Origin of the sequence: Pedobacter aquatilis, assembly GCF_032678405.1 — a bacterium.
Classification (GTDB): Bacteria; Bacteroidota; Bacteroidia; order Sphingobacteriales; family Sphingobacteriaceae; genus Pedobacter; species Pedobacter aquatilis_A.
The window spans coordinates 138023-162954 of record NZ_JAVTSJ010000005.1 but is presented as its reverse complement, the minus strand read 5'-3'; the positions used below and the strand labels follow the sequence as shown (position 1 = coordinate 162954).

The 24932-nt window shown below is 39.3% G+C and carries 24 protein-coding genes; 15 read left to right on the top strand and 9 right to left on the bottom strand.

Features of this window, described 5'->3' with window-relative positions:
• Positions 1-156 precede the first annotated feature (156 nt).
• Both nhaA and R2R71_RS14430 read left to right on the top strand, forming a co-directional pair.
• Positions 157-1491 carry a Na+/H+ antiporter NhaA gene (nhaA, locus tag R2R71_RS14435; RefSeq protein ID WP_316831986.1) on the top strand — a complete coding sequence of 445 codons (1335 nt, stop codon included), beginning with the start codon at positions 157-159 and terminating at the stop codon, positions 1489-1491.
• Between the two features lie 2 nt (positions 1492-1493).
• Complete coding sequence (locus tag R2R71_RS14430) at positions 1494-2852, top strand: TIGR00341 family protein (protein WP_316831985.1); 1359 nt, start codon at positions 1494-1496, stop codon at positions 2850-2852.
• 698 nt (positions 2853-3550) lie between these two features.
• On the opposite strand, the gene R2R71_RS14425 is transcribed toward R2R71_RS14430, so the two are convergent.
• Positions 3551-3871 carry a hypothetical protein gene (locus R2R71_RS14425; RefSeq protein WP_316831984.1) on the bottom strand — a complete coding sequence of 107 codons (321 nt, stop codon included), beginning with the start codon at positions 3869-3871 and terminating at the stop codon, positions 3551-3553.
• Between the two features lie 492 nt (positions 3872-4363).
• Between R2R71_RS14425 and R2R71_RS14420 the strand changes: the two genes are divergently transcribed.
• The 6 genes from R2R71_RS14420 (at position 4364) to R2R71_RS14395 (ending at position 9071) form a co-directional block, all read left to right on the top strand.
• Positions 4364-5119: a hypothetical protein gene (locus R2R71_RS14420; RefSeq protein ID WP_316831983.1), complete on the top strand. Its 756-nt coding sequence runs from the start codon at positions 4364-4366 to the stop codon at positions 5117-5119.
• Positions 5120-5363: 244 nt separating this feature from the next.
• Positions 5364-5897: a hypothetical protein gene (locus tag R2R71_RS14415; protein WP_316831982.1), complete on the top strand. Its 534-nt coding sequence runs from the start codon at positions 5364-5366 to the stop codon at positions 5895-5897.
• Between the two features lie 303 nt (positions 5898-6200).
• Complete coding sequence (locus R2R71_RS14410) at positions 6201-6776, top strand: SMI1/KNR4 family protein (RefSeq protein ID WP_316831981.1); 576 nt, start codon at positions 6201-6203, stop codon at positions 6774-6776.
• 147 nt (positions 6777-6923) lie between these two features.
• Entirely contained in the window at positions 6924-7388 is a 465-nt protein-coding gene (gene imm9, locus R2R71_RS14405; protein WP_316831980.1) for an Imm9 family immunity protein, read from the top strand.
• 287 nt (positions 7389-7675) lie between these two features.
• Positions 7676-8122, top strand: a complete 447-nt coding sequence (locus R2R71_RS14400; RefSeq protein ID WP_316831979.1) for an SMI1/KNR4 family protein — start codon at positions 7676-7678, stop codon at positions 8120-8122.
• A gap of 292 nt (positions 8123-8414) precedes the next feature.
• On the top strand, positions 8415-9071 hold the full coding sequence (locus tag R2R71_RS14395) for a hypothetical protein (protein WP_316831978.1): 657 nt from the start codon (positions 8415-8417) through the stop codon (positions 9069-9071).
• Between the two features lie 200 nt (positions 9072-9271).
• Here R2R71_RS14395 and R2R71_RS14390 read toward each other — a convergent pair whose 3' ends face one another.
• The 6 genes from R2R71_RS14390 to R2R71_RS14365 all read right to left on the bottom strand — a co-directional run bounded on the left by R2R71_RS14390 (position 9272) and on the right by R2R71_RS14365 (position 16210).
• Positions 9272-9784, bottom strand: coding sequence for a hypothetical protein (locus R2R71_RS14390; RefSeq protein ID WP_316831977.1), 513 nt, complete (start codon positions 9782-9784; stop codon positions 9272-9274).
• 475 nt (positions 9785-10259) lie between these two features.
• Positions 10260-11603 (bottom strand): SWIM zinc finger family protein, encoded by a 1344-nt coding sequence (locus R2R71_RS14385; RefSeq protein WP_316831976.1) that lies wholly within the window; start codon positions 11601-11603, stop codon positions 10260-10262.
• Complete coding sequence (locus R2R71_RS14380; protein ID WP_316831975.1) at positions 11600-14698, bottom strand: DUF6493 family protein; 3099 nt, start codon at positions 14696-14698, stop codon at positions 11600-11602. The genes R2R71_RS14385 and R2R71_RS14380 overlap by 4 nt, the downstream gene beginning before the upstream one ends.
• Positions 14699-14948: 250 nt before the next feature.
• Positions 14949-15407, bottom strand: coding sequence for a MarR family winged helix-turn-helix transcriptional regulator (locus R2R71_RS14375; RefSeq protein WP_316831974.1), 459 nt, complete (start codon positions 15405-15407; stop codon positions 14949-14951).
• Positions 15400-15840 carry an EVE domain-containing protein gene (locus R2R71_RS14370; protein WP_316831973.1) on the bottom strand — a complete coding sequence of 147 codons (441 nt, stop codon included), beginning with the start codon at positions 15838-15840 and terminating at the stop codon, positions 15400-15402. The genes R2R71_RS14375 and R2R71_RS14370 overlap by 8 nt, the downstream gene beginning before the upstream one ends.
• The gene (locus tag R2R71_RS14365; RefSeq protein ID WP_316831972.1) at positions 15833-16210 is read right to left on the bottom strand and encodes a VOC family protein; all 378 of its coding nucleotides are present in this window, start codon (positions 16208-16210) and stop codon (positions 15833-15835) included. The genes R2R71_RS14370 and R2R71_RS14365 overlap by 8 nt, the downstream gene beginning before the upstream one ends.
• Before the next feature lie 200 nt (positions 16211-16410).
• Here R2R71_RS14365 and R2R71_RS14360 point away from each other — a divergent pair, with 200 nt between their 5' ends.
• The 4 genes from R2R71_RS14360 to R2R71_RS14345 all read left to right on the top strand — a co-directional run bounded on the left by R2R71_RS14360 (position 16411) and on the right by R2R71_RS14345 (position 19552).
• Positions 16411-17496, top strand: a complete 1086-nt coding sequence (locus R2R71_RS14360; protein WP_316831971.1) for an NADH:flavin oxidoreductase — start codon at positions 16411-16413, stop codon at positions 17494-17496.
• 201 nt (positions 17497-17697) lie between these two features.
• Positions 17698-18063, top strand: coding sequence for a DsrE family protein (locus tag R2R71_RS14355; protein WP_316831970.1), 366 nt, complete (start codon positions 17698-17700; stop codon positions 18061-18063).
• Between the two features lie 122 nt (positions 18064-18185).
• A complete protein-coding gene (locus R2R71_RS14350; protein WP_316831969.1) occupies positions 18186-18650 on the top strand; it encodes a nucleoside deaminase in 465 nt (154 codons plus the stop codon).
• 5 nt (positions 18651-18655) lie between these two features.
• Positions 18656-19552: an AraC family transcriptional regulator gene (locus tag R2R71_RS14345; RefSeq protein ID WP_316831968.1), complete on the top strand. Its 897-nt coding sequence runs from the start codon at positions 18656-18658 to the stop codon at positions 19550-19552.
• Between the two features lie 36 nt (positions 19553-19588).
• Here the strand turns inward: R2R71_RS14345 and R2R71_RS14340 are convergent, their stop codons facing one another.
• Positions 19589-20500, bottom strand: coding sequence for a helix-turn-helix transcriptional regulator (locus tag R2R71_RS14340; RefSeq protein ID WP_316831967.1), 912 nt, complete (start codon positions 20498-20500; stop codon positions 19589-19591).
• A 93-nt stretch (positions 20501-20593) separates the two neighbouring features.
• Positions 20594-21364, bottom strand: a complete 771-nt coding sequence (locus tag R2R71_RS14335) for an SDR family NAD(P)-dependent oxidoreductase (protein ID WP_316831966.1) — start codon at positions 21362-21364, stop codon at positions 20594-20596.
• A 142-nt stretch (positions 21365-21506) separates the two neighbouring features.
• On the opposite strand from R2R71_RS14335, the gene R2R71_RS14330 reads away from it, so the two are divergent.
• From R2R71_RS14330 to kdpA, 3 genes are all read left to right on the top strand, one after another.
• A complete protein-coding gene (locus tag R2R71_RS14330) occupies positions 21507-22838 on the top strand; it encodes a sigma-54 dependent transcriptional regulator (RefSeq protein WP_316831965.1) in 1332 nt (443 codons plus the stop codon).
• A gap of 252 nt (positions 22839-23090) precedes the next feature.
• Positions 23091-23168 carry a K(+)-transporting ATPase subunit F gene (gene kdpF / locus R2R71_RS21185; protein ID WP_410478236.1) on the top strand — a complete coding sequence of 26 codons (78 nt, stop codon included), beginning with the start codon at positions 23091-23093 and terminating at the stop codon, positions 23166-23168.
• 36 nt (positions 23169-23204) lie between these two features.
• Positions 23205-24923: a potassium-transporting ATPase subunit KdpA gene (kdpA, locus tag R2R71_RS14325; protein WP_316831964.1), complete on the top strand. Its 1719-nt coding sequence runs from the start codon at positions 23205-23207 to the stop codon at positions 24921-24923.
• Positions 24924-24932: the final 9 nt, after the last annotated feature.

Genomic DNA, 24932 nt, shown 5'->3' with positions numbered 1-24932 from the left:
TCATTAGTTCGGCTAAACTTATCAATTCAAAGAATCGACACTTTCAAAGTAAAATCCGATTTTTATCAAAACCGTCCAGCTGAATACCTGTTTAAACTTTAATTAATCACCAGCCAGATAAAAACACTATTTTGCAGCCACGAGAACAAGTATACTATGATTAAAAATCTACCCAAAACGCCTATTGAAAAAATTATAGCCCCGGTCAGTCGCTTCGTCCATCTGGAATATACCAGTGGCATTGTACTGCTAATTAGCGTGATTATTGCTATACTGTGGGCCAATTCGGCTTACGGTGAGTCTTATCATCACCTTTGGGATATGCACTTCAAAGTAGGATTTGGTTCAAACATTCTGGACAAACCCTTGCACATCTGGATAAATGACGGCCTGATGGCATTGTTCTTTTTTGTTATAGGCCTGGAATTAAAGCGGGAGTTTATGGAAGGGGAGCTTTCTACCTTTTCGAAAGCACTGTTGCCCATGACGGCGGCCCTTGGTGGTATGCTGGTACCTGCAGGGATTTATATCCTGTTTAATTACGGTTCATCAGCGGAACATGGCTGGGGTATCCCGATGGCCACTGATATTGCCTTTGCACTGGCGCTGCTGTCTATGGCGGGAAAACATATTCCATCCTCAATAAAAGTATTTCTCTCTGCGCTGGCCGTGGCTGATGACTTGGGCGCTGTACTGGTGATTGCTTTCTTTTACACGGGCTGGGTAAACTTTATGGCCCTTGGCATTGCCGGATTATTACTGCTGGTGCTTATTATCGGGAATACTATGGGCATTAGAAGCAGCGCTTTTTACCTCATTGTAGGTATTGCGGTCTGGATCGGTTTCCTGCTCTCGGGTGTGCATGCTACGCTTGCCGGGGTACTGGTGGCTTTTACCATTCCGGCGAGAACCAGGATTGATGAAATGCTGTATTCCAAAACCCTGCGTAGGCTGACTGATGATTTTGATCGCGAAATCCCTAGTAACAGTACCCTGACCACCCCAGACCAGCACCGTACCATCCGCCAGGTTAAAACTTTAAGCCTTGCGGCTGAAACGCCACTTCAAAAGATAGAACACGCCTTACATCCCTATGTTGCGTTCCTGGTTATGCCGCTTTTTGCATTGGCAAACTCCGGGATCATCATTGGTCCGGATTTCTTTAGTGCCATACTCAATCCTGTATCACTGGGGGTAAGCGCTGGCCTGGTGATCGGTAAATTTACGGGGATCATGCTCTTCTGCTTTTTAATGGTGAGACTTGGTTTTGCCCGCCTGCCCGAAGGGGCTAGCTGGAAGCAAATGATGGGCATCTCCCTCCTTGCCGGAATTGGTTTCACCATGTCGCTCTTTATCAGCGGACTTGCTTTTGATGATCCCCGGTTTGCAGAACAGGCCAAATATGGCATCCTGATCGCCTCGGTACTTGCCGGAATACTCGGAACGATCGTATTAAAATCTACCAAAGCTAAAATCCTCAGCGCTAAATAAATATGGAAGAACAACAACACCATAATGGTCTTTGGGCTTATATCCGTTTGTTTCTGGCCCGCAGGTTTAACCTGCACCTGGATAAAGCCAACGAAGAAGAAGTGGTTGCCTCCATCAAGGCGAACAGCGTTTTCGTTGGGCCGAATCTCTGGATTCTGATCTTTGCGATTTTTATTGCCTCTATCGGGCTTAATGTAAATTCGACAGCGGTGATTATTGGTGCCATGCTCATCTCACCCTTAATGGGCCCTATTATTGGTATCGGACTCGGCATTGGCATTAACGACCTGGAACTGGTGCGCAAAGGTGGGCGGAACCTGCTTATTGCTGCCTTGATTAGTATCGCCACTTCCACGCTTTATTTTTACCTGACCCCATTGCATGATGCCCAAAGCGAACTACTGGCCAGGACTACGCCCTCCATCTGGGATGTATTCATTGCTTTTGTGGGTGGGCTTGCCGGTGCAATCGCGGTGACCAGAAAGGAAAAAACCAATGTTATTCCTGGTGTTGCCATTGCCACGGCACTCATGCCGCCCCTTTGTACCGCGGGTTTTGGTTTAGCTGCAGGTAACCTGCTTTATTTTGCCGGCGCACTTTACCTGTTTTTTATAAATAGCCTATTCATCTGCATTTCTACCTACCTCATCGTTCGTTTCCTGAAATTCAATAAAAAGCATTTTGAAGATCGCAGCACAGAAAAAAAGGTATCCCGCTATATCCTGATCAGTGTGCTCATTACCATTCTGCCAAGTATTTACCTTGCTTATGGGATTGTACAAAAAAGCATCTTTGAGAACAGTGCGCAACGTTTCGTTAGGGAGGTATTTGATTTTTCCAATACACAGGTGGTTAACAAGACCTTCAAATATTCCAGAAACTCAAAAGAAATCGATCTGCTGCTGATAGGAGCGGAAATTACCAAACCAGCCATCGACAGCATTAAAACAAAACTTAAAAGTTATAAACTGGAAGGCACCAAACTTATTATCCGTCAGGGACTAGATGCCCGTGCCAACGTCGACTTTTCGCAGATTAAGGCCAGTATTATGGAAGACGTTTTTAACCGGGATTCTCTGGCTTCAAAACAAAATAATAATGTTAAAGGGCAGTTGCCTGATATCCGGGAAGAACTCAAAGCGCTCTTTCCATCTGTCGCAAGCTACAGCCTGAATCAGGCCATCATCGTCCGGATGGATACGTTAAAAAGAGATACGGTGATGCAGTTTGCTGCCAGGTTAAAATCATCTATGTTGGCTCCGGAAAGGCAGCGGATGAATCGTTGGTTAAAATCGCGCTTAAAAAAGGATACCGTTCAGCTCATTCTGCAACAACAAATGCAGCTAAAAACTTATAGATAAATCGCCAACGCGGCTACAATCATCCATATTACACTAAACACGCTGCCTACATAAACCACCTGTTTGTGTTTCTTAAGGTTCTTTTTAATTAAACCGGCATAAATCAGCCAACCAAAGAATAGTATAAAATAAGCGGGTACCAGGAAAAGCAGCATATCGGGACGATTAAGTGTTTCTGCAAGATAGGAAATAGCAAGAACTAAACCATTATAAAATCAGATAATTGGTCTTTGGACACTTCAATCACACCCTGAATCTGAGGTAAACTTTTTAGTACTCAAATTCCGAATGATCGGAGTGTCAGAACAATGCCCGTTTTTAGACCTGATCGATAACATCATCAATGCTGATCAAATAATAATTAACAAAAGCCATTAATAACCAACCCTGTGTACTTTCTCCTCAAGCGCTTCAGCTGGCCGATATGCTTTGTCTGCACCGAATCTCCGAGATGTCAGAGAGCTTTAGTTGGATGGTTTTTCCGGTACGAATGAAAAAACGGTCATACAAAAAGTTGGGAAATTCAGCCAAAAAACATAGTTCTTTTTTTGTTGCCTTGCGGTGCTTCTGCAAGGCAAATTTAAAGGGTTTCTATAAATCCTTTACTTCTTAAATCCTGGATAATTGGTTCTAAAACAATACAGAGCTCGTCTAGCTGTGTAAAGTAATCTTTCTTCCGGGTACTTAACGAAGATTTCTTAATTTTTTTTAGAGGCCTGCTCATAAATTAGCAGCCCTTTTTCATTGATATTCAATAAGTTGTGTTCGAATGCTGGGTTGACGTAGGGTGTTCTAAACATCCCATTACTGTAAGCCAACGAATCTTTGAACACCGCTCTAATAATAGAATGCTTTTGAAAAATATTTCCTTTTTCATAAATTCCTAATAAGTTTTTTAAATTGGGTAGCGTTCTTTTTATTAACTCATGAGTGGACATTTTTGAAGAAGCCTTTGGTTTGAGCGCATTTTCTAAAACTGCTTTTTCCTCGCTAAATTTTTTAAACCAGGTTTTGTACAAATGGCGATTATGGTTGGGGAACTACAAATTTAGCATTTGCTTTTTTGGTATATCTGATTTAAGGGCTACTGGCGCTTTAGGACGAACTACATCAACTGCAGAAATCTGGCAAAAAGGAGCCTTATTAGAGGAACTTTAATGGAGTATAAATTGGCAGGTACAATTTATAAAAAAACTTGAGCATTTAGGAGAAACTGTTTCTCCATTTTTTAAGACAATAGATTTTTATGATTCAGCATCAAAATTAGGTATAAGCCTAAAAACGGTTAATTCAATTGAAAATTTTAAATTTCATAATATAAGAAAAAATATAGACGAATTAGTTGATATTGCAAAGTAAAGTAAGATAGTTTCCAATGGCGCCGAAAGACAATTAAAAGGTGTTAGGCTGGACATTGTTATACCTAAGGACTATGATAGAAGTGTATTAACAGATGTATTAAATTATGCAGCGGACAAAAAAGTAAAAACACGAATAATAGAAAAATAATAATGCAAGAAACCATAAAATATAGTTTTGATATCAATTCAATCAACGGAAAGCAGTATATTAAGATGTTCAATCTGTTTCTAAATTTTAATCCAAGTCGTTTTTCTTTAAAAAAAGAGGGGGGGACTTGGAAGGTCACTAATTGGAAAGAGAAATATAAATTAGAAATAAGTGAGGCAGGATATTTAGATAATTTTTCTGCATCACAAAATGAAAGATTTTTTTCTGTTACAACAGCTAATCCAGATAGCCCATTTATTAGTATAGCTTTGTCACAAGATAATGGTATTATTTCTGATAATGATATTGAATGTTTTATTCAAAATAAGGGATTTTGCTCCGCTTACCGATATAGTACTAATTATGTTGCAGTTCAGGATACAGAGTATGAAGGCAACATACAAGGTTTAGGTTATTCCTTAAAGTCTTTAAGATATACGCCCTTCACAATTGATAATTCTACAGGAGTTAAAATCTACGACATTTCCAATAACCCTGGACGAAGTTTTTTAATTGGTAATACTTGGATAATTGCTGCACATAAAATGTGGTTTGGCCCAGGTTTCTTTAAGTTGGTTCCAAAGGAACGTTTAGTTTCATTCCCGAATGCATCAGAAATCAAAGAGATCGAAAATGGTTGTCTTTTTATTAAGCTATTTGATGATGTTGAAGAGAGCGATTCAGAAGAAAATATGGTAATACAACAAAGCTGGCTAGATTGGATAAATATAAAGCAATTAAGTTCTCAATATCCGTAAATATTTAGTGATGCCCGTCTAAAATATGCATTTCAGAGGCTAAGTGATTTTTAAAATTATTAATCAGCTTTTCTAGTTTAAGTATTCGCTTCTTCAGCTATCACTTAAATTTAGCCGTTTGTTATTCTAACATTTTGCCATTGCATTGGTTAGGGAATTAAGGTTTGCAACAGTAGTGTTAGATTAAGAATGCTAACAAATGATCAGTTAAAATTAATTCTAAACGATATTAATTTGCAAAAATATGGAGCGGGATTATCAAAATCATATCGGCACAAAGCTGATAAGTAATGGCATGGTTACCCAAGAGAAGCGGTGGAACAGAAACCGTAACTTATTTTATTTAATAGCATTTTGTAATATAATCTTTTTGACATCGTATCTTCCTAAAGATAATAATAAGCCAGTGACTAATTGTAAGGTCGAGGATAAGAGTTATAACGGGAAATTAATTTATTCTCTGGTTGATGATATGCCTGTTTTCAAAAGCAAACATTATAGTAGCTTAATGAATTATCTTGTAAAGAATGTGAAATTTTCTCTTGATACTTCTTTGGTATCTTATCGCCTTGATGTCGAATTTCATGTGCTTGATAATGGAAAAATCGACAGATGTCAGATTAATAATAAGAGTGTTGAGGATTATTCAAATGTAGATAAAGCTGTCGTAAAAGCTTTGACTGATATGCCTAACTGGATTCCCGGGAAGTGTAAAAACAAAAATGTTATTGTTAGATATAGTTTTACTTCGACGATTAGATTTGAACAAGAAATGTAAATTTTCTTCCTTATCCGGCACAAGCATATCTCGTCAACTCCATTTGCAAGCCTACCACTTGTGCTTTGAACACTGTCTAGCCTGGCCATTTTACCTGGCTTTTTTTGTTTTAAGTTTTGAGCTTAGTAAATGTGTCGAGTTTACCACTTATGCCTTATATTTATCGGAATTGATTCTATCTGCATAACGAGGATACAAGTCAAGGCCGTTGCAATGGCCTGGGCTTTAAGACTTAGTTCAGTTGAGGTCGCATTAATAAACAGACAAGAAAAAAACAAGCTGAATAAAACGAAAGAATAAAATATGGATATTTTGGATAAACTAAGTAAATACTCCAGGTTTGGCGAAAAAATTTTAGAAGATGGAACATATTTAATTGGGAAAGCAACGCATATTGCACCACAAGCCTGGTTGCATTCAATTTTTCCTGGTCTCGACATAAAGCATATTCAAAATTTAGAACAAGAATTAAAGGTCTCAATACCGAGTTCATACATTGCTTTTTTGTTACAAAATAATGGGCTGAAACTTTTTAACACAACGCTTTGTTTAGATGGTATAAGAAGTAATAACAGGCGCGATTTGAATAGTCTTTGGCAGCCTTTTGATATTCGAACAAAAAATCTCTTTGAGCGACCTACCAATTCTAAAAAGCATTTTTTTTTCATTGGAGGATATGATTGGGACGGATCAATGGTTTATATAGACTCTTTGTCTGAAAGTGTACATTTATGCAGTAATGATGATGCTACTTCCCTTTTAAGTTGGAGTAATTTTGAAAATATGTTGTCTTCAGAAATTGACAGATTAATAGCATTGTTCGACGACAAAGGATTGGAATTAGATATCACAGCAAGTACATTACCCCGACTGATATAATTTTCGACTTTCCAATTTGTAGTGAGGGCTAAGACTCGAATCGCATATGATGATAAACTATGACAAATGGAGATTTGGTGAGACTGAAGGAGCTAAGCGAAATACTTCCTTTGGATAAAGAAAGCTAAAAATTGCAAAAATTAATCAATGGAAATTAGAATACTAGACTCCGCTTATATTTATAACTTCAAATTTAATACTGAAGAAATACGTGACTTAACCAAATCTTTTGTAATCGAGAACTTAAATAAGCAGAAAAACACAAAACTTCATGACTGGACTTTGTATTTTTATTTCAGATATAATAATGTAAAGTCAATTATGATATATTTAAAGGAGAAATCCTTATCTTCTGAAAAGACCAAGGATATTACAGTTCATATTCCTTTTCCTAATAAAAGTCAAGCTAGTTGGGGTGTTCCGAGTGAAGATCATGTCTATAAGGAGTCGAGTCATTTAGATCATATTTTGAAAAATTTTAATTTGTTAGAAGTTGATTTTTTTAAGTTTGATAATAGACAAGATTACGTATTTGATTGTATGAAGAGGTCTATTAATTATTGTTTTCATAAAGGATTTAAAGTCAATGGTATTGAATTCAAGTGTAAATAGTATTTGCTTATTCAGGTTGGACAATAAGATAGCTTTATCTAACACAAATACATTTCGATAATTTTAGCGCAAGCTTACACTTGTGCTTTAAACCACTGTTAAGCTTAGCAATTTTCCCTGGCTTTTTTTGTTTTAAGTTTTGAGCTTAGTAAATGTGTGGAGTTTACCACTTATGCCTTATATTTAATCGGAATTGATTCAATCTCCTTAGGGAGCACAAGGCAATACGTTGTATCTGCTATGGCGCCAAAACTTTCGCCAGTAGGGAATTTTAAATAAAATATTATATGAACAGATTTGATTCAATAATTGAACTTATAAACAAAAATCAATCAATTGCAAATTTTGCCGAATATGGTGAGGGCACTTCACAGGAGCTCATTGATCAAGCACAAGAAAAACTTGATGTTCACTTTCCACCCTCATATATCTGGTGGTTAAAAAATTATGCCGGTGGCGAAATATATGGTGATGAAATATTCAGTGTTTACAGTACTTTAGGTTCCATGCCTGGTGGAGATATCGTGTATATCAATGAACTTGATAGAAAAAACAGCATATTAAATAAACACCAATTATCAATTATGTCTACTGATCAAGGAGAAACTTTTTACTTTGATCTAGAACAAAAAGATGATCTGGGAGAGAGCCCTATATATACCTTATCTAATTCCAAAAAATATGCCGATGATTTTTTAGATTTTTTAAAGAAACAAATAGGAACTAATTATTAATCCTTCTTTGGCTTAAATGCTTGCTTTTTCAGCTGCCACTTAAACTTTATATGGCAAAAGCTATCTTGATACTAGCGTAAGGATACTGTTTGTGCTTTAAATTACTTTAGGTAATGTGCGGAGTTTAACACTCTGCCTTATATTTAATCGGAATCAATCTGTCGGCTAGACAAAGGTACAACTCAGGACAGTTGCAATGCCAGGACGGCCAGTATAGGGTAGGCTTGACACACGTGCCGTAGTGAGGCAAACCTTTTGAATTGATACCTTTGTTCGATAAATCCAAACAACAATGAGAAAAATTTTAATATTTTGTTTTTTTATGGTTTCTGTAAACTATTACTGTTTTTCACAAAACACTGAACTTAATTATTTTGTGAAAAACGGTTACAAAATGAAATGTGTCAAATCTTTCAAAGATTTAAAAAAAGTAACCAACAGCTCAAGACTTAAGGGTAAGTCGTTGATTTATAAAAAAACAAATAACTTTATCCAAGGCTTCTTATTTCTCGAAAGTGGGGAATTACCAAATTTCTTTGTTGCAACAGATGATAAATTTGTTTTGTTTTTGTCTGACATTTATTCTGCTCAGGCTGATACTTATCGTTCAGTATTAATTAATCTATATAGTATATATAATTTAGAATACAAAAATGCTACGGTATACTACACGAATGTTTCAAATATGTTTCCAAATAATTCAATTCCTGAAGTTCTGGATATTTATGAATTTAAAAGAAATAATTGTTTAGAGTCTGTAGCTAGATTGAAAACTAAGATGCCAGCGCCAAATTTTCTTGACACATTAGCTAATTATAGTAATTATAAATTCATTGACAAATCTACTATCGAAAGCAAAGAGTTTGTTTCGACTAATAAGATTGATAGATATCTCAAGCCATCTATTTTATTGCTCTTGAATGATATCTATAAAAGTAAAACTAAATAGGAAAGTCTCCCATCTAACACAAGCACAGCTCGACAACTCTAATTGCAAGCGTAACGAAAGCACAAGTTAGTGCCATTGCATTGGCCAGGCGCTAAACTTGCTTTAATAGAGGAATCAATGTAGTGTACTAAGGCCTATGCCAGCGGGTGTCAGTTTGTAGCGAAATTTCCTGAAAGTAAGAAATGCAGTATAAGTTACGCTTACTGGAGCATTAAACTGCTGATAAAGCGTTCCTTGTTTTTAGTGCTGAGCTTGTCGGGTACGCGGCAGGTCAATGTATAGACCTTACTGCCTATGATGATTAGATAAGTGTATAAGGTTCCCTTGCCATTTTTATCTACAGCCGATGTTTCATAACTGGTAAAGCCTTTCCATTTTGCAATGGTCGTCTTTCCAAATTCATAATTGGTTTTTTGGCTGGCCACTCCTTTCATAAATTGATCAGCAAAGCCCTGGGTATCTTTGATTGTGGCAAGCTTCGCCGAATCCAGGCCCGCAAGTGGCTTAAGGTCCATCATGACTGCACTATAGAGGATGCTGTCTGCTTCACGGTCAATAAAAATATCATTTCCATTTTTGCTGGTTTTTTGGGGTTCGCTTGGAAAAGCGACCGAAACCTTTTCATCGATTTTGGTTCGAACCCAGTTCTCCTGAGCAAGGGCAGGTATTGAAAGGGTTAGCAGTGATAATAAAAGGAAGTAGCGTTTTTTCATTATTGAGGATATTAGATTTTCGAAATAAATTTACAGAATTTATGTCATTAACAACATCGATTTTTTATTCGCAGTCAAAGCAGCCTTGTGCCATCTCATGCAGTCTATAGTTCTGCACTTTTTTGCTTTTAATGGCTCAACAAATGCAAAGGTTTATCTATTCTTAATCTTAACCACAGATTTTATTCGTGATTAAGCCGGGCTTTGGTCGGGTAGAATTGTCATAACTCCGTCTGAACCCCGACCAAACCCCGACTAAAATGCGACTTAACAGTAAAATCTTGTTAATAATTTTATGCTCTTAGAGCTTCGTCTCGTAGATATACGGCTTCACCTCAATCGTATGATAAACCTATAACTTTACCGAGTTATTTAGCGATTTCCTTTATAAATGCCATTATTGAGCGGTAAATAAGCCGAACAATCTTAATAAGCTTTCTTTCCGAAGATAGTTTGAAGCAGAATTCATTTAATACTAACCTGAAGAAATACTTGAACTTAACATTTTTACCGCTAAAATGTGCTTGCAGATACCACGTTTACCTTGGTAGGTGGTAAACCATTCGCAGGTGCAATGCTGATGTTGTGAACTAAGCTGTACCCGATGCATTACATTGGTTCCTTTTACCTCTGCTTCTATATTGCCATTGTCATTTTTAATTACTTTCACATCCTGCTCGGCAAGTAATTTTTTTGCATTTTTTAACCTGGGGTTTAGACTTAAAATACGTTCAGTTTTGAACGGCAGCTGCCTGTAAAAATGATTTCGATCCATTAAATCGTAGCCCAGTAAACCAATAGATGATAAATTTGCAGTAAGCTGATCCATTGTCCCGAAGTCGATATCATGGTCAATCGAAATCAATGTTGGGTCAAAGGTTTCGTTGGCTTTTAGTAAACCGTTTAATCCATATATCCATTCCATCGGCAGATTCTCGGTGAGTTGGTCTAATGCTTTTCCTTCGCCTGAGAACCCCCTGTACGCATCAGGAGAAAAGGCCATCAGCAATTGCATTTTACCGAATTCGCAAACAAAGGCTGCGGTTTGCTTATCTTCCGATTCATACACAAATAAATGGTCGGTCAAAGGTAGCAGGCCTTCAAGTAAGCGTAAACGATGAATCCCACTGATACGAACGGCATCGGTTGTGGCTAAGGTAGAAAACATAAAGCGACCGGCACGGTTACTGATATAGAAGTCGCTTTTCACATTTCCTTTAGGAAGGCCATGAAAAAGCTGGATTGTCTGAATTTTTGAAAGCTGAAATTTAGGCGTCATATCAGCAAGATAGAGCTGTACACTGGTTAGCCCCTTAATCCATCGCGTAGGCAAACTTACCTTCTTTTCTACAACTTTGGTCTTGCTGGTAATTACCTGCATATCCTTTTGGCCAACGGCAAGGGTTACACGTTCGTTCTTTTGTATCGCATTTAAGGCATTCAGCATGGGTTCATTAAAATCGACATTGGTTGTCCCATTAGCAATGAATTCGCCATCTACAGCGTCTGGTTTCATATCCAGGCGTACATATACACCATTGCAGGATGAAAAACCTTCAAACCTGATTTTGTCTGTACCGGCAGATACAATAGGATCGCGTAAACTTGGCGGTACGGGGCCAAAGCTGCTGCGTACAACTTTTGCAATAGTAGTCCAGCATTTTGCAGTAAGGTAAGGCTCAGTGAGGTTACCCCAAAAAAAGCAAGGAATATTATTTACACTTTGTATTTCGGTTTGATGGGCTAAAACTAAACTGTTAATTCCTTTGTTTTTGGTAAAGGTCGAAATCCCGGAATAGGTATATTGTAAATCTGTCATTTTTGTGGAGCTAATATTTGTTTGATTAGATTTTTTAAGGTGCTGTTATCTTTCCATTGACTAAAGAAATTTACTGCAGCTAAACCAGGTTGTTTTTCGGTCTTGTAAAGCAAATCGACATAGTTTTCTACCAGTTTCCTGAAGTTGGTTGGTAGCTTTTCGTCAACCTGAAGATTAGCTAATAAACCTTCAATAAGTTGAAGGTAAGCACTTTGGTGTAAGGGAGAGAGTTCTTTTACGGCTTCAGTACTTTCTATCATTCTTGAAAAAGGCCCGTACTTATGGTTGGTTAAAAAGGCAACTTTGGTGGCGAAGGCAGTCATGTCTATTGCCTGCTTTTCAACTAAATTGATGAACACTTCCGAAGCCATTAACCTGATTTCTTTTTTCTCCTGGAAACAGATACAAGCGAAAAGAAATATTGAAAGTCCGGAAAATTTAAAACCTTTACCGTTTACTATTGTAAGAAAACCTTTTAAGTCATTACCCGAGCCTCCGTTGGCGGTAATGCATGTAGAGCGTAAGAGGTATAGTGCCAGTGGGTCGTTATTCTGAGGCATTAAACTATGCCAGTAAGCCACGTTACCCTCATTGCCCAGTAAATAGTTCCAGATATTCTTTTTACCGGTTAAATCTTGCGCATATAAGAAATAAGAAGGCGGCATGGGAAAGGAAACATCCTCAAAGATTAACTCCTGCCAGGATTCACTACGTTCCATTTTTTTTGTGTAGTAGTTTTGATATTCATTCCACCTTTCCTTAATATAAAAAGGGGGTGAATATGGCGCAACAGCAAAAGGAATCTTACTTAAGCTTGTTTGATTAAATATTTCAAAGGTAGCATTAGGGTGAAATGTACGTGCTGCAGTGACCCAGACAGCATCAATGTTATCATCGTTAAAAGTTGCAGATACCTTACCTAACAACTTTTTAAATAAGCTTTGTGGCTTCAGGTTGATTTCATTGCTTACGCCCAAACAAAATTCCATTAAGCTTTTAATAGGACCACTCAACTGATCAAGTAAAGGGATGGCTTCAGCTACCTGAGCCCTGGGCATACGGCTGATTGCTATACTCAGGTCCAGCTTATCTATTGGTACACCATTTTTGATATAGGCAATTAAACGCTCTATCAGTACCTTCGGTGCAACCCAATGCGGGTAATGGCTTGGAAAAGATAGTAAGGGCAACGGCTTACCTGTATCGATAAGTGTTTGTGCTGTGTACAGCAAAGGTTGTATTAGTAATAGTGTTTTAACTTTATGGTATTCGCCTATCCTTACTCTAAATTGCTCGTGGTAGGTTTTGGTTTTTTGCTGAAAAAACACCGAGAGGTAAGCTTTGTTTATGCTTTCGAAATACTTTTTTTCAAGTTGCTGCAAGTAAGCTTGTAATTGCTTTTGATGGTTGCTGGGGAAGAGGTTACGTTGCGTGATGAAGGCATTTAATAGCAATTCAGCGTCTGCAACTTCTTCGCTGTTAATAAATCTTCCGAAAAGGAGAAAAACTTCCTGCCAGTTCTGCGGTAGTGAAATCGGCTGGTCCAATACATCTACCTCAGGCATTTGGTACACGTAATCGATTGTTCTATCCGCTTGCGTGTATGCAGTATCCTCATTCAAATAGGCAGCTAATGCTGTTTTAGTCTGCCCGAGCATTAAACTGCCATACATATTAAGCTTGTCGGTGAGTTCTGCATCATTTGTTCCTGCAATTTTAAGCAGGGTTTTTGTGGCTTTTTCTTGTAAACCGAGGTCGGGAATTACGAAGCTGTCAGCGATGAGCAAACTCATTTGTTTAGCTAGTTTGGGTTTTAGCTTCGCCAGTTTCTCAAAAATACTTAGCAGGTTTTTTACACCGCTTTTATGCGCATTGCTCATCATGGTTGGTACAATCCAATCCAAAAAAGAAGCAGCGTTGAATGTGGGCGAGTCATACATCTTTTTAATAAAATCCGTTGCCCAGTTTACAATCGGACTATCAGGATGTTGCAGGCAGCTAAAGAGTTGTTCCTGGAAATCTAGTAGTTCAGCACTATTCGGAGCTAAGGCTGCCAATCGTTTCCTGAAGAAAGATTTAAGGTTAGTGTTCCAATCTTTAGTTTGCATCAGAATACACTGTTCAATGAAGTAGCTTCTGGCTATTTTATCACTTTCGAGTAATTTGGTGAAAATAACTTCCCAGGTTTTGTATTGGTCGTATGGTGCATCTTTATCCAGCTTGAAATAACTGTTTTGCAAGCCGGTTTCGTATTCAAAAACTGCAGGTACATCTCGCTTGAAAGCCAGTTCATCATTTACAATGTAGTCTATATATTGTGTATGGTTAATTTTGGCAGACCATTCGTTGAATTGCGCAATACTTCGGGCATAAAGTTCCGGTTCATAGGTTATTAATCCTTCTGCTTCAAGAAAACGTAATGTTTGATAAGGCATGTTTCGCCATTCATTTTTTCTCACTCTTTCTAACAGTAACTCGGTTATCCAGTTAGGTTTGGCCCAGTGTAAAATGTCAATCACTTCCGGCGACCTCGCTTTTGTTAGCTGATCGCTTACTTCCTCCCAGGTAATAAGGTCTGACTTATTGAATATAGCTATAGCGCTAAGCGTTAGGATTGTTTTTTGAAACTCATCTCCACGGGTTCCCCAATGATTTGATGGATAACCGGGTTCCTTACTGAGATCCACAAAATTCATGTAATAACGCTTTTGTGTTTTGATGTGCTTTTTCAGTAAATCAATATTCCCTTTGGCGTATCTTTGCAGAAAAGATAGCAAATCATTTACGTTTTTCGACTTAAGAAGCTTATCATATTCGGCAATAATAGTTTGTTTATCTAGGTTTTTTTCATTTTCCTTTAATGTCTTGCTGGCTGTTATCATTACTTCACCGCTTTCAGAATAACCTTTTTTTATCTTGTCATTTAATAGTTTTTCGGCAGCTTTTAAACATTCATCAGTTGTTGTAAAATACTTGCTCTGCGAGGTGCCATTAGTGCCGTTTTTACCATAAGTAACGGTGTAGCTAAGATCGCTGGTTTCAATTTGCCAGAATTTATCTGAACTGCCTTCAATATATTTCAGGTGCTTTTTCATTTTGGAGCTATCAGTTAACAAATAGGTAAAGTTTTCAGCATTATATACTGGATGAATAATACAGAAATATACTTGAAAATAGTGGTGAGATTGATGTTGTTCGGTAGAGGAGATAGCGTTTCATCTGCTAAATATAATGAGTATCATAAGCAAATCAAATACTTAATTTGAGCAGGTATTTAGAACTCAATTTCATCTATATTAAAGATGTTAATCAGTGGCAATCACCACTGAAAATATAAATGTTCGGCTATTCCTTATGTGTATCAATAAGCTGCAACATGGATTGATTAAATGCCGGAAGTTGATTTTTAATGGGATTGAAAAAAGCTAAATCGGCATTTTCTACTGCGATAAGTCCTTTTTGTAAAACGCTCTCGCCACTTGGGGTGAGCCGGATAACCTTTGCACGGGTATCTTTTTCATGTTCCTGGCGTGTAATAAAGCCTTTATCCACTAAAGTCCTTAAAACTTTAGAAACCATCATTCGGTCTGCATTGCTTTGGTTGGCAATGTCTACCTGGGTTACCGCATCATTGGTTTTAGAAAGCCAGCCCAATGCAGCCAGCATTACGAACTGGGTTTGCGTTAAATCCAATGGATCCAGGCATTTTTTTACCTTACGTTGCCAAAGCATGGTTAACTGCCCTAGCAGGTAACCCGGACTGTCTGCCGGACTTTTAAAACGGAATTCAATTTCTTTAGACATATTGGTGCTTAAGCATTTGGGATGCAATCAGCTCAAAATCATGCTGATTAATTTCAAAGAAACCAAAACGAAACGGATAACCCCAACTTTTTTTGTTTTTAATGAAATCGAGGTCGTTAATTAAAGGCAAGATGGAAACATCATTTGTTTGCCTGAATTCAACATTTCGCCTCGATGGACAAAAATCGGGAGCTACCTGATGAAGGTAGGGCACATCATCAAGTATTTGTCCCAGAGCTGTAAAAGCCTGACATTTATCATCCTTGCCTAAAGTCTGCTTCCCGGAATAGTAAATAATGAAATCGCCTTTTCGCATTCTTTTTAGCGGCGAAGATTTTCCATGACAGGCTTGCGCAATTCCATCCGCTATACCTGCTTTTACATGGTCTTTGGATGCTACAATCAACCAGTATTTTGCGCTAAGGTTAGTCATGACTTGTCGGGTTATTTTCCTCCAGGAAGGTAAGTTTATAACCATCAGGGTCTTTAACATGAAAGGCCTTGCCAAAAGGTGTATTGATAACAGGCCCTGCAGTAGTTACACCCTTAGAAATGAATTGTGCTTTAAGTTCATCTACCTTTTTATCAACCGCAAACCAGATGGCCACGCCTATGCCCAGTTCTTTATCATCAATTGGTTCAAGGGGCGTACGTATTGCAAAACTCGCTTCACCATGATTATATTGAAAAACACAAGCCTGCGGATTCGTGTCGGCAATTTCAAAACCTAAATTGTTTACGTAAAAGGCTTTAGAAGCTTCTATATCGCTAACCTGTAGCGATGCAAATGTTAATTTTCTCATTGTATATAATATTGTAGCTGCAAATATAGTATATGTGACAACAATATTTAAACTATTTCTGATATTTATTTTATCTGATGCTGTCAGACAGTAAAAACATCCATTATATGATTGGAATCGTCCATTTTTAGCTTGCAAGTAAGTGGCCACTTTTGTAGCAGACAAGAGTTATTCAGTTAAATCCTAAAATATTATAGAAAATGTCTGTAAACGATTTATTTAAGCCACTCACATTTTTGCACGGGCCTGCAATGCGCAATCGCTTCATGCTGGCACCATTAACGAGTCAGCAGAGTGAGTATGATGGCAGCGCATCAGTATATGATCAGTTCTGGATGGAGCAACTTGCTGAAAGCTGTTATGGCTTAATTCAAACCAGTGCTGCCACAGTTGAAGCGGGTGGTATCGCTTTCGAAAGGCAACTGGGCATTCACAGTGATGAACATTTGCCTGGCTTAACCCAGATGGCCAACAGGATTCGTCAGGGTGGGGCTTTATCTGCCGTGCAGTTGCATCATGCCGGACATCGGGCAAAACCGGCCATTGGAGGTATTCCTGCGCCGGCATCCGCTAAAACACTACCTGGCATTAATGCACTGACAACCGAGGCGGTGGAGCGCATCCGCGATAGTTTTATTGCTGCCGCTAAAAGGGCAGAGCTGGCGGGTTTCGATGGTATTTCAGTACACGGTGCTTTTGGGTGGATTCTTTCAGAGTTTTTATCGCCCAACCTGAACGATCGAGATGATAAGTATGGCGGTAGCGTAGAAAACCGGGCAAGGTTTACACTCGAAGTAATTGAAGGCATCCGCAAAGCTTGCAGACCGGATTTTCAGATTGGCTGGCGTTTATCTATAGAAAGATATGGCCTCCGTTTGGAAGAGCTGCGTGAAATTACAGATGAAGTTTTTGAACGCGAGCTGATTGATTACCTCGATCTGGCACTATGGGATTCGGCTCAATTGGTTCGTGAAGGTACATTTCAGGGCAAAACCATGCTCAGTGTATTTACAGAAATTCCGAGAAAAGGAGTTCGGCTGGGTGCTGCCGGAAAGATTATGAGTGCGCAAAGAGCAGCGCAATTGCTGGATGAAGGCTGCGATTTTGTACTGATCGCAAGAGCCGGAATCCTGCAACGCGACTTCCCGCTCCAGGTAAAGGCAAACCCGAATTACGATAGCCCGAAACTGCCTGTAACCGCCGATTACCTGCGAAAGGGTGGACTTAGCGAACACTTTATTGAAACGATGAGGGGTTGGCAGACCTTCGTGATCCCTGGCTCTTAATATTTAGGCTAATAAAAAAATATAAACCACTGATATACAGTGAGAAATGAGCTGATGGATTTGAAGATGAAAATCTGCGTTTATCTGTGCGCATCTGCGGGAAAAAAAATTGCCTTAAGAAATCTCCATCATATCCTAAAAATCATCCATTCTTTAAAAATAAAAGGCACCCCATCTTTGCGGTGTAATAAATTGATTATCATGAAAAAAACAGCAATTATTATTCTTTCTGACCCCAAGGCTGGTTCAGAAGAAGCATTAGGACGAGTATTTAACGCTTTAGCATCTGCATACGAATTTAAACATGCCGGAGAAGATGTGAAGATCATCTTTCAGGGAGCAGGCATTAGATGGCCTGAACTACTGGAGCAACCAGAACACCCGGTTCATGCACTTTATTCAGAAGTGAAAGATCATGTACATGGTTTATCTAAAGGTTGTGTGGCGGTTTTTGGAACAGAAGTATCCGGTTACGATTTATTAAACGACAATGAAGTACCTGGTACGCCTGGCTTACCCAGTTTTCTGAACCTTAGAGCAGATGGTTATAGTATCATGATTTTCTAACCGAAGTTTAAACTGTCTTTCTCCACAAGAGGAAGACAGTTTTGTCGTAGAAAAAGGAGCTAGTATTTTTTAAGTATTTTAGCAAAAGATTGTTGACAGCTTTAAAGCCAGATCGGAAGACTATGCAAGAGAACCCTGAATATTATATGGAAGTATGCCTACAGCTTGGTAAAAAGGCATTGGCTGCAGGTAATCCACCTGTTGGTGCGGTTGTGGTTTTAAATGGGGAAGTTATCGGTGAGGGAATAGAATCGGGCAAATCGAGTGGCGACATTACCAACCATGCCGAAATACTAGCGGTTAGGGCGGCAATAGCCAATGGTTATGCAGCACAATTGCACCTTTCCAGTCTATATACTACACACGAACCTTGTATCATGTGTGCTTATCTGATTCGTCACCATCACATTGCCGAAATCATTTATGGAATCGCCGTTCCCTTTGTTGGCGGGATAACTTCGAAATTCAACGTTTTAGCTACGCAGGATGTACCCAAATGGGGTAAAAGTCCGAAAATAGTTAGCGGTATTTCTCGTGAAGCCTGTGAAACACTCAACGAAGCATTTAAAATATCAGTAAAATCTTAAGCATCATGTTATCCCAATCGGTATATACACTTGTAAATCAGCAAAACGGCAACCTTGCCTTTAAATTGTTTGAGTTCGATAACAACAGTTATTTCGATCATATCCAACGCAATAATTACTTCACGCTTATCTTAATCACTTCTGGCGAGGGCATTGCAACGGTTGATTTATGCGATTACCGGTTTGAGGCCAATACCTTATTTGCCTTTTATCCTTATCAACCCTTTATGCTTCAAGCTAAAAAGCCACTGATAGGGATTTCAATACAGTTCCACCACGATTTTTTTTGTATTTACCGCCACCATCAGGAAATTGCCGCAAATGGTATTTTATTCAATAATGTATATGAGCAGCCTTTCGTTAAGCTGAACGATACCTGCAATGCGAACATCCTTAATCTGATACAAGGTATAGCTAATGAGCTTAAGGCCGACGCTTTCAGGAAAGATGAAGCGCTTGTATCTTACCTTAAAATTTTGCTGGTAATGCTTACCCGGATAAAACTGGAGCAGCAAAGCCCGCAGGAGGTGAAAACACTTAACGGCAAACAACAGTTTGTAATCCAGAACCTGAAGAATGCCATAGAGGATAATTTCCGGATTAAACATTCTGCCAGTGAATATGCTGAGTTGTTAAACCTTACACCGGCTTCGCTGGCGCGAATCACGAAGAACCATTTCGATAAAACACTATCCGATTTAATCACCGAACGCATCATCATTGAAGCAAAGCGTGAATTATACCTTACTGATAAAACCATTAAGGAAATTGCCTACGAACTGGGTTATGATGATGAGTATTATTTCAGCCGTGTTTTTAAAGGTAAAACCGATATATCGCCACAATTTTACCGGAATACCATTGGTTTTAACAGGGGAAACTTATCGCCTGTTTCAGAATAAATAACCTTAATTATTCATGCTTTAGTTTATATGAATTTAATTATCACTGAAGGATGCCCTGAACTGAACTGGAGACATCCTGGTTTTGCTTTTAAAGAGCCTTGTAAACGACTGCGGATGTTCAAAACCCAACTGAAAGGCAACCTCGCTTACTGTTTGATCAGTTGTAGATAAAAGTTCTTTTGATTTTTCAATCAGCCGGAGGTGGATATGCTGCTGGGCATTGAGGCCAGTGAGCGAACGCAACATGCCGCTCAGGTAATTTGGCGTATAGTTCAGCTGCTCTGCAATATACTGAACGGTTGGAATACCTTGCAGAGTAGCGAGCTTACTATTGAAATGTTTGTCGAGTAAATCTTCCAGTTGTTGGAGTAAATCATTCGTTACCACTTTTCGCGTTAAAAATTGTCTTTTATAAAAGCGCCGTGCATAATTTAACAGTAGTTCTATTTGTGCGATAATTACATCATGGCTAAAGTCATCAATACGGCTATTCAGTTCATTACGTATAATGGTATAGATTGATATAATGGTCGATTTTTCCTGCTCAGAAAGGTGAAGTGCTTCATTTGCAGCATAAGAAAAGAAACAAAATTGCTTTATTTTCTTTGCAAGGGGATAACCGAGAAAAAAATCAGGATGAATCAGTAGCGAGTAACCCTCATTGTCACCATAATTTGCACTGCTGCCCATAATCTGGTTGGGTGCAGCGAAGAGCATACTGCCTTCATCAAAATCATAATAACCTTGCCCATACTTTATTTTTCCACCCAGTTTGGTTATAAAGGTGATTTTATAAAAATTCAGTACATAACGTTCCGGCAGACTACACAATTTTAAATGCCCGTTTGAAGCATCCAGAATCGTAATTAAGGGGTGCGTTGGTCCGGGAAGCTGATGTGCACGGTGAACATCGGCGATGGTATCAAGTCGGGTTATGTTGTCCATAGTATTGCTGTTTAATTTTAAAGTTAGTGCTAATAACCGGTTACTGTTTCAGCAACCGGTCATAATTGAAATGATTTTATCCCTCAGCTAAAATTACCATGGTAATATACCTTCAGGACCTGTGAAAGTCCCGGTAGGGCCGTCGGTTTCCAAAGCCACACGAACAGGTTCGCGGGAGCCCACTTCAAGGCTATCTGTACCCTGAAAATTATTAAGTGCTGTTGCCGTGAAACCAGGACTTACGGCATTTACCTTAATGTTCTCTTTTTCAAGTTCTATTGCAAATGCCGTTGTTACTGCATTTAATGCTGTTTTAGAAGCGGCATATACAACGCCGAAGTTCTCACGGGCCCAGCATTCGGGGTCGGAAATCCAGGTGAGTGAGCCTAATCCACTCGAAACATTAACAATGCGGGCGGTGGCAGCCTTGCGCAGTAAGGGTAATGCCGCTTGCGTAACACTGATTACCCCAAATACATTGGTTTCCCATACTGCCTTTATTTCAGCTAAGGATGCCGTTGTGGCTTTACCGTCAGCAAGCATGTCTTCCATCGAGCGGTTGGGGTTTCCGGCATGGGAAATACCGGCGTTGTTTACCAGTAAATCCAGATGGCCATGTTTGCTTTCGATGGTGGCCATGGTATCACGTATGGTGTTTTCTTTAGTTACATCAATTTGAATGGCTATTGCATGTTCACCTATTTCGGCAGCGGCTTTTTCACCATTGCTTAAATTACGTGAGCCCACATATACAATATAGTTATTGGCGGCCAGCGCCCGGGCAATTTCGTTACCTACGCCCTGGTTGGCACCCGTTACCAAAGCAACAGGTTTATTGGTCGGTTTTTTAGTTTGATTTTCCATATGAATCTTAATTGATTATTGAATAGTACAAATGTCAGCATACTTAAACCGGCTCACTTAACCAAATCAAGGACATTCATAACCTAATTCAAGAAATCATTAATATGAAAAGGAATATTAAAATCTAAGCTATATTTACCCTATGGAAAATACGGTACTGATCATAGACGATGAACCAAAAATACTTGGGCTGTTATCAAGGATTATCGAACTTGAAGGCTTTAAGGTTTTGCAGGCAGCCACTGGTAAATCAGGGCTCCGGATGGTTAAGTCGGAGGAGGTACACGTGGTGATCAGTGATGTTAAGCTTCCGGATTATAATGGCGTTGAGCTGGTTTCGGCAATTAAAGAAATCAAGCCATTTATAGAGATAATAAACCTTACGGCCTTCGGAACAATTAATGATGGGGTACAGGCCATGCGAAATGGTGCTTTCGATTATATTGTTAAAGGAGACGACAACGATAAGATTATTCCCCTTCTGTGTAAAGCGGTAGATAAGGTAAAGCTTCAGTTAAGGGTTCTTGAACTGGAAAAAAGAGTAGGGCAAAGCCACCGTTTTGAAAATATTATTGGTTTTTCCCCGGCCATTCAGGATGCCGTTAAAATGGCCCGTAAGGTAGCACTTACCGATGCTACGGTGTTATTGCTTGGCGAAACAGGTACCGGAAAAGAAGTTTTTGCACAAGCCATCCATCAGGAAAGCCCGAGGAATACTAAACCCTTTGTTGCACTTAATTGCAGTGGCTTCAATCCCGAACTTTTAGAAAGCGAACTTTTTGGTTACCGTCAGGGTGCTTTCACTGGTGCATCAAAAGATAAAAAAGGTTTGCTGGAAGAAGCCAATGAAGGAACACTTTTTCTTGATGAAATCGGTGAGATGAATGTAGATTTACAGGCTAAACTCCTGAGGGTGCTGGAGAGCCAGACTTTCATTAAAGTGGGTGATACCAAGACCAGTAAAGTAAATGTCCGTATTATCGCTGCCACGAACAGGGATTTAAAAGAAGAAGCTGAAAGCGGGCGTTTCCGCTCTGATTTATATTATCGTTTATCTGTTTTCTCAATCCAGCTGCCAGCATTAGCGCAAAGAAAGGCAGATATTATTCCCCTTGCTGAGCATTATTTAGCTGAATTCACCTTAAAAGTTAACCGTACAGAAATCAAAATGGACCAGGCATTTGCTGAACTTTTAACCGGCTATACCTGGAAAGGCAATATCAGAGAACTGAAAAATGTAATGGAGCGTGCCGTAATCTTGTCAGACAGCAACCTGTTAACCGTCGAACTCCTGCCTTTCGAATTTCATGAAAGCCAAAATGAGCAAAATGGAATGCGTATGGAGGAAATAGAGAAACAACATATCAAAAAAGTATTGGCTTATACCGGGGGCAATAAAACAGAAACTGCCCGGTTGCTTGGTATAGGTTTAACTACCCTTTACCGAAAAATAGAAGAATACAGCATCAGCTAGTTCTTTTCAAAATGAAAACGACCCTTCCAAAATGGAAGGGTTTTTTTATGCCTTATTTTTTGGAATCGGCTAAATGATTAATTAAGTGTCTGATTATTAGTGTTCTATCAGTTTTGCTGGTTTTTGTGGTACAGGAGTTGAATCCTGGCAGAGAAAAACAAAAAGCTATGCAATTACTACTCTTTATTCTCCTGCTGGTACTCTGGTGGGCATCTTACAAATCCATTAACTGGTTCGACAAAATTTAAAGACATGATCACACTATTCATTATCGCTATCGCCGTCTTCATTTATATGATTTACGTGCTGATAAAACCCGAAAAATTTTAAACGCTTCCCTGAAGGGTGAATTAAACATCAAAGAAAATGAACACAGAATTATCCGGAATAATTGCAACCTATCTGCTTACACTGGCGATTGCTATTCCGTTAGGACGGTACCTGGCGAAAGTATTTGCCGGAGAAAAAGTCTGGACTGACTTTTTAAAGCCCATTGAATCGGGCATTTATAAGCTTTCGGGTATAAACCCAAAAGAAGAGATGAACTGGAAACAACACCTTAAAGCCTTAATGATGATTAACCTTATCTGGCTGGTTTATGGTTTCTTCGTTCTGATTTATCAGGATAAACTTCCCTGGAACCCGGATGCTAACCCGGGGATGACACCTGACCTGTCATTCAACACCATCATCAGCTTTGTAGTAAACTGTAATTTGCAACACTATTCTGGTGAAACAGGCGTAAGTTACCTGTCGCAGCATTACGTTTTAATGTTTCTGCAGTTTGTAAGCTGTGCAACAGGGCTGGCGGCAACGGTTGTACTCTTTAAAGCCTTCAGGGATAAAACAGCTGCTAAACTGGGTAATTTCTGGGTGTTTTTCGTGAGGTCAATTACCCGGCTACTGTTGCCATTATCCTTTGTGATGGCTGTGATCCTGGCTTTCAATGGTACACCTGCCAGTTACGAAGGTAAAGACCAGTTTATTTCCGTGCAGGGGGATACCGTACATGTTTCGCGGGGACCAGCGGCACAGTTCATTGCCATTAAACATCTTGGAACAAATGGCGGTGGATGGTTTGGAGCCAACTCTGCACATCCTTTTGAAAACCCGAATTACATTACCAATACGGTTGAATTAATTGCCCAGGTTATTATACCTATTGCCATGGTAATTGCCTTTGGTATTTTCATTAAAAGAAGAAAACTGGCCTGGACCATTTTTGGTGTCATGACCATCGGGATGCTGCTCCTGCTTATTCCAACCATCAGTTCAGAGTTGGGAGGAAACCCTGCCCTGGCAAAAATGGGCATATCGCAAACAACAGGTGCCATGGAAGGTAAGGAGGTGCGGTTCGGCCCGGCCATATCGGCTTACTGGAGCACCGTAACCACCATTATATCTACAGGATCGGTGAACAGTATGCACGATTCTGCCATGCCACTTACCGGACTCTGGCAGCTACTGGCCATGATGATTAATTCATTTTATGGCGGCTGTGGTGTAGGACTATTAAATTACTTTGTATACCTGATGATTGCTGTATTTATTTCCGGTTTGATGGTTGGCAGGACACCAGAATTTTTAGGGCATAAGGTGGAAGCGAGAGAGATCAAGATCGCTGCAATTATTACCCTGCTTAGCCCGTTTTTAATTCTCGCCGGCACTGCTGCAGCAACGTATTTCTTTACCAGTCATGGCTATGCCTCATGGGCAGTACAACCTAAAAACTGGCTGAATAATCCTGGCTTTCATGGTTTCTCCGAAATGTTATATGAGGTTACTTCATCAAATGCCAATAACGGTTCTGGTTTCGAAGGCCTGGGCGATAACAACATTTTCTGGAACGTATTAACCGGAATTATACTGATGATTGGTCGGTTCCTTCCAATTATCGGCCCTGTAGCCATTGCCGGTTTGCTGGGTGCCAAGAAATTCATCCCCGAATCTGCCGGAACACTTAAAACCGATACCAAAACTTTTGCGCTGATGACTTTTGCCGTGATCCTGGTATTAAATGCTCTTTCTTACTTTCCAGCTTTAGCCCTCGGTCCAATTGCTGAATACTTTACAATGAACAAATAATAGGTTTAA

Bases quoted from the DNA above. Each gene is read 5' to 3' on its own strand.
- nhaA (WP_316831986.1), top strand. From the start codon at position 157: ATGATTAAAAATCTACCCAAAACGCCTATTGAAAAAATTATAGCCCCG.
- R2R71_RS14430 (WP_316831985.1), top strand. From the start codon at position 1,494: ATGGAAGAACAACAACACCATAATGGTCTTTGGGCTTATATCCGTTTG.
- R2R71_RS14420 (WP_316831983.1), top strand. From the start codon at position 4,364: ATGCAAGAAACCATAAAATATAGTTTTGATATCAATTCAATCAACGGA.
- R2R71_RS14415 (WP_316831982.1), top strand. From the start codon at position 5,364: ATGGAGCGGGATTATCAAAATCATATCGGCACAAAGCTGATAAGTAAT.
- R2R71_RS14410 (WP_316831981.1), top strand. From the start codon at position 6,201: ATGGATATTTTGGATAAACTAAGTAAATACTCCAGGTTTGGCGAAAAA.
- imm9 (WP_316831980.1), top strand. From the start codon at position 6,924: ATGGAAATTAGAATACTAGACTCCGCTTATATTTATAACTTCAAATTT.
- R2R71_RS14400 (WP_316831979.1), top strand. From the start codon at position 7,676: ATGAACAGATTTGATTCAATAATTGAACTTATAAACAAAAATCAATCA.
- R2R71_RS14395 (WP_316831978.1), top strand. From the start codon at position 8,415: ATGAGAAAAATTTTAATATTTTGTTTTTTTATGGTTTCTGTAAACTAT.
- R2R71_RS14390 (WP_316831977.1), bottom strand. From the start codon at position 9,784: ATGAAAAAACGCTACTTCCTTTTATTATCACTGCTAACCCTTTCAATA.
- R2R71_RS14385 (WP_316831976.1), bottom strand. From the start codon at position 11,603: ATGACAGATTTACAATATACCTATTCCGGGATTTCGACCTTTACCAAA.
- R2R71_RS14380 (WP_316831975.1), bottom strand. From the start codon at position 14,698: ATGAAAAAGCACCTGAAATATATTGAAGGCAGTTCAGATAAATTCTGG.
- R2R71_RS14375 (WP_316831974.1), bottom strand. From the start codon at position 15,407: ATGTCTAAAGAAATTGAATTCCGTTTTAAAAGTCCGGCAGACAGTCCG.
- R2R71_RS14370 (WP_316831973.1), bottom strand. From the start codon at position 15,840: ATGACTAACCTTAGCGCAAAATACTGGTTGATTGTAGCATCCAAAGAC.
- R2R71_RS14365 (WP_316831972.1), bottom strand. From the start codon at position 16,210: ATGAGAAAATTAACATTTGCATCGCTACAGGTTAGCGATATAGAAGCT.
- R2R71_RS14360 (WP_316831971.1), top strand. From the start codon at position 16,411: ATGTCTGTAAACGATTTATTTAAGCCACTCACATTTTTGCACGGGCCT.
- R2R71_RS14355 (WP_316831970.1), top strand. From the start codon at position 17,698: ATGAAAAAAACAGCAATTATTATTCTTTCTGACCCCAAGGCTGGTTCA.
- R2R71_RS14350 (WP_316831969.1), top strand. From the start codon at position 18,186: ATGCAAGAGAACCCTGAATATTATATGGAAGTATGCCTACAGCTTGGT.
- R2R71_RS14345 (WP_316831968.1), top strand. From the start codon at position 18,656: ATGTTATCCCAATCGGTATATACACTTGTAAATCAGCAAAACGGCAAC.
- R2R71_RS14340 (WP_316831967.1), bottom strand. From the start codon at position 20,500: ATGGACAACATAACCCGACTTGATACCATCGCCGATGTTCACCGTGCA.
- R2R71_RS14335 (WP_316831966.1), bottom strand. From the start codon at position 21,364: ATGGAAAATCAAACTAAAAAACCGACCAATAAACCTGTTGCTTTGGTA.
- R2R71_RS14330 (WP_316831965.1), top strand. From the start codon at position 21,507: ATGGAAAATACGGTACTGATCATAGACGATGAACCAAAAATACTTGGG.
- kdpF (WP_410478236.1), top strand. From the start codon at position 23,091: ATGATCACACTATTCATTATCGCTATCGCCGTCTTCATTTATATGATT.
- kdpA (WP_316831964.1), top strand. From the start codon at position 23,205: ATGAACACAGAATTATCCGGAATAATTGCAACCTATCTGCTTACACTG.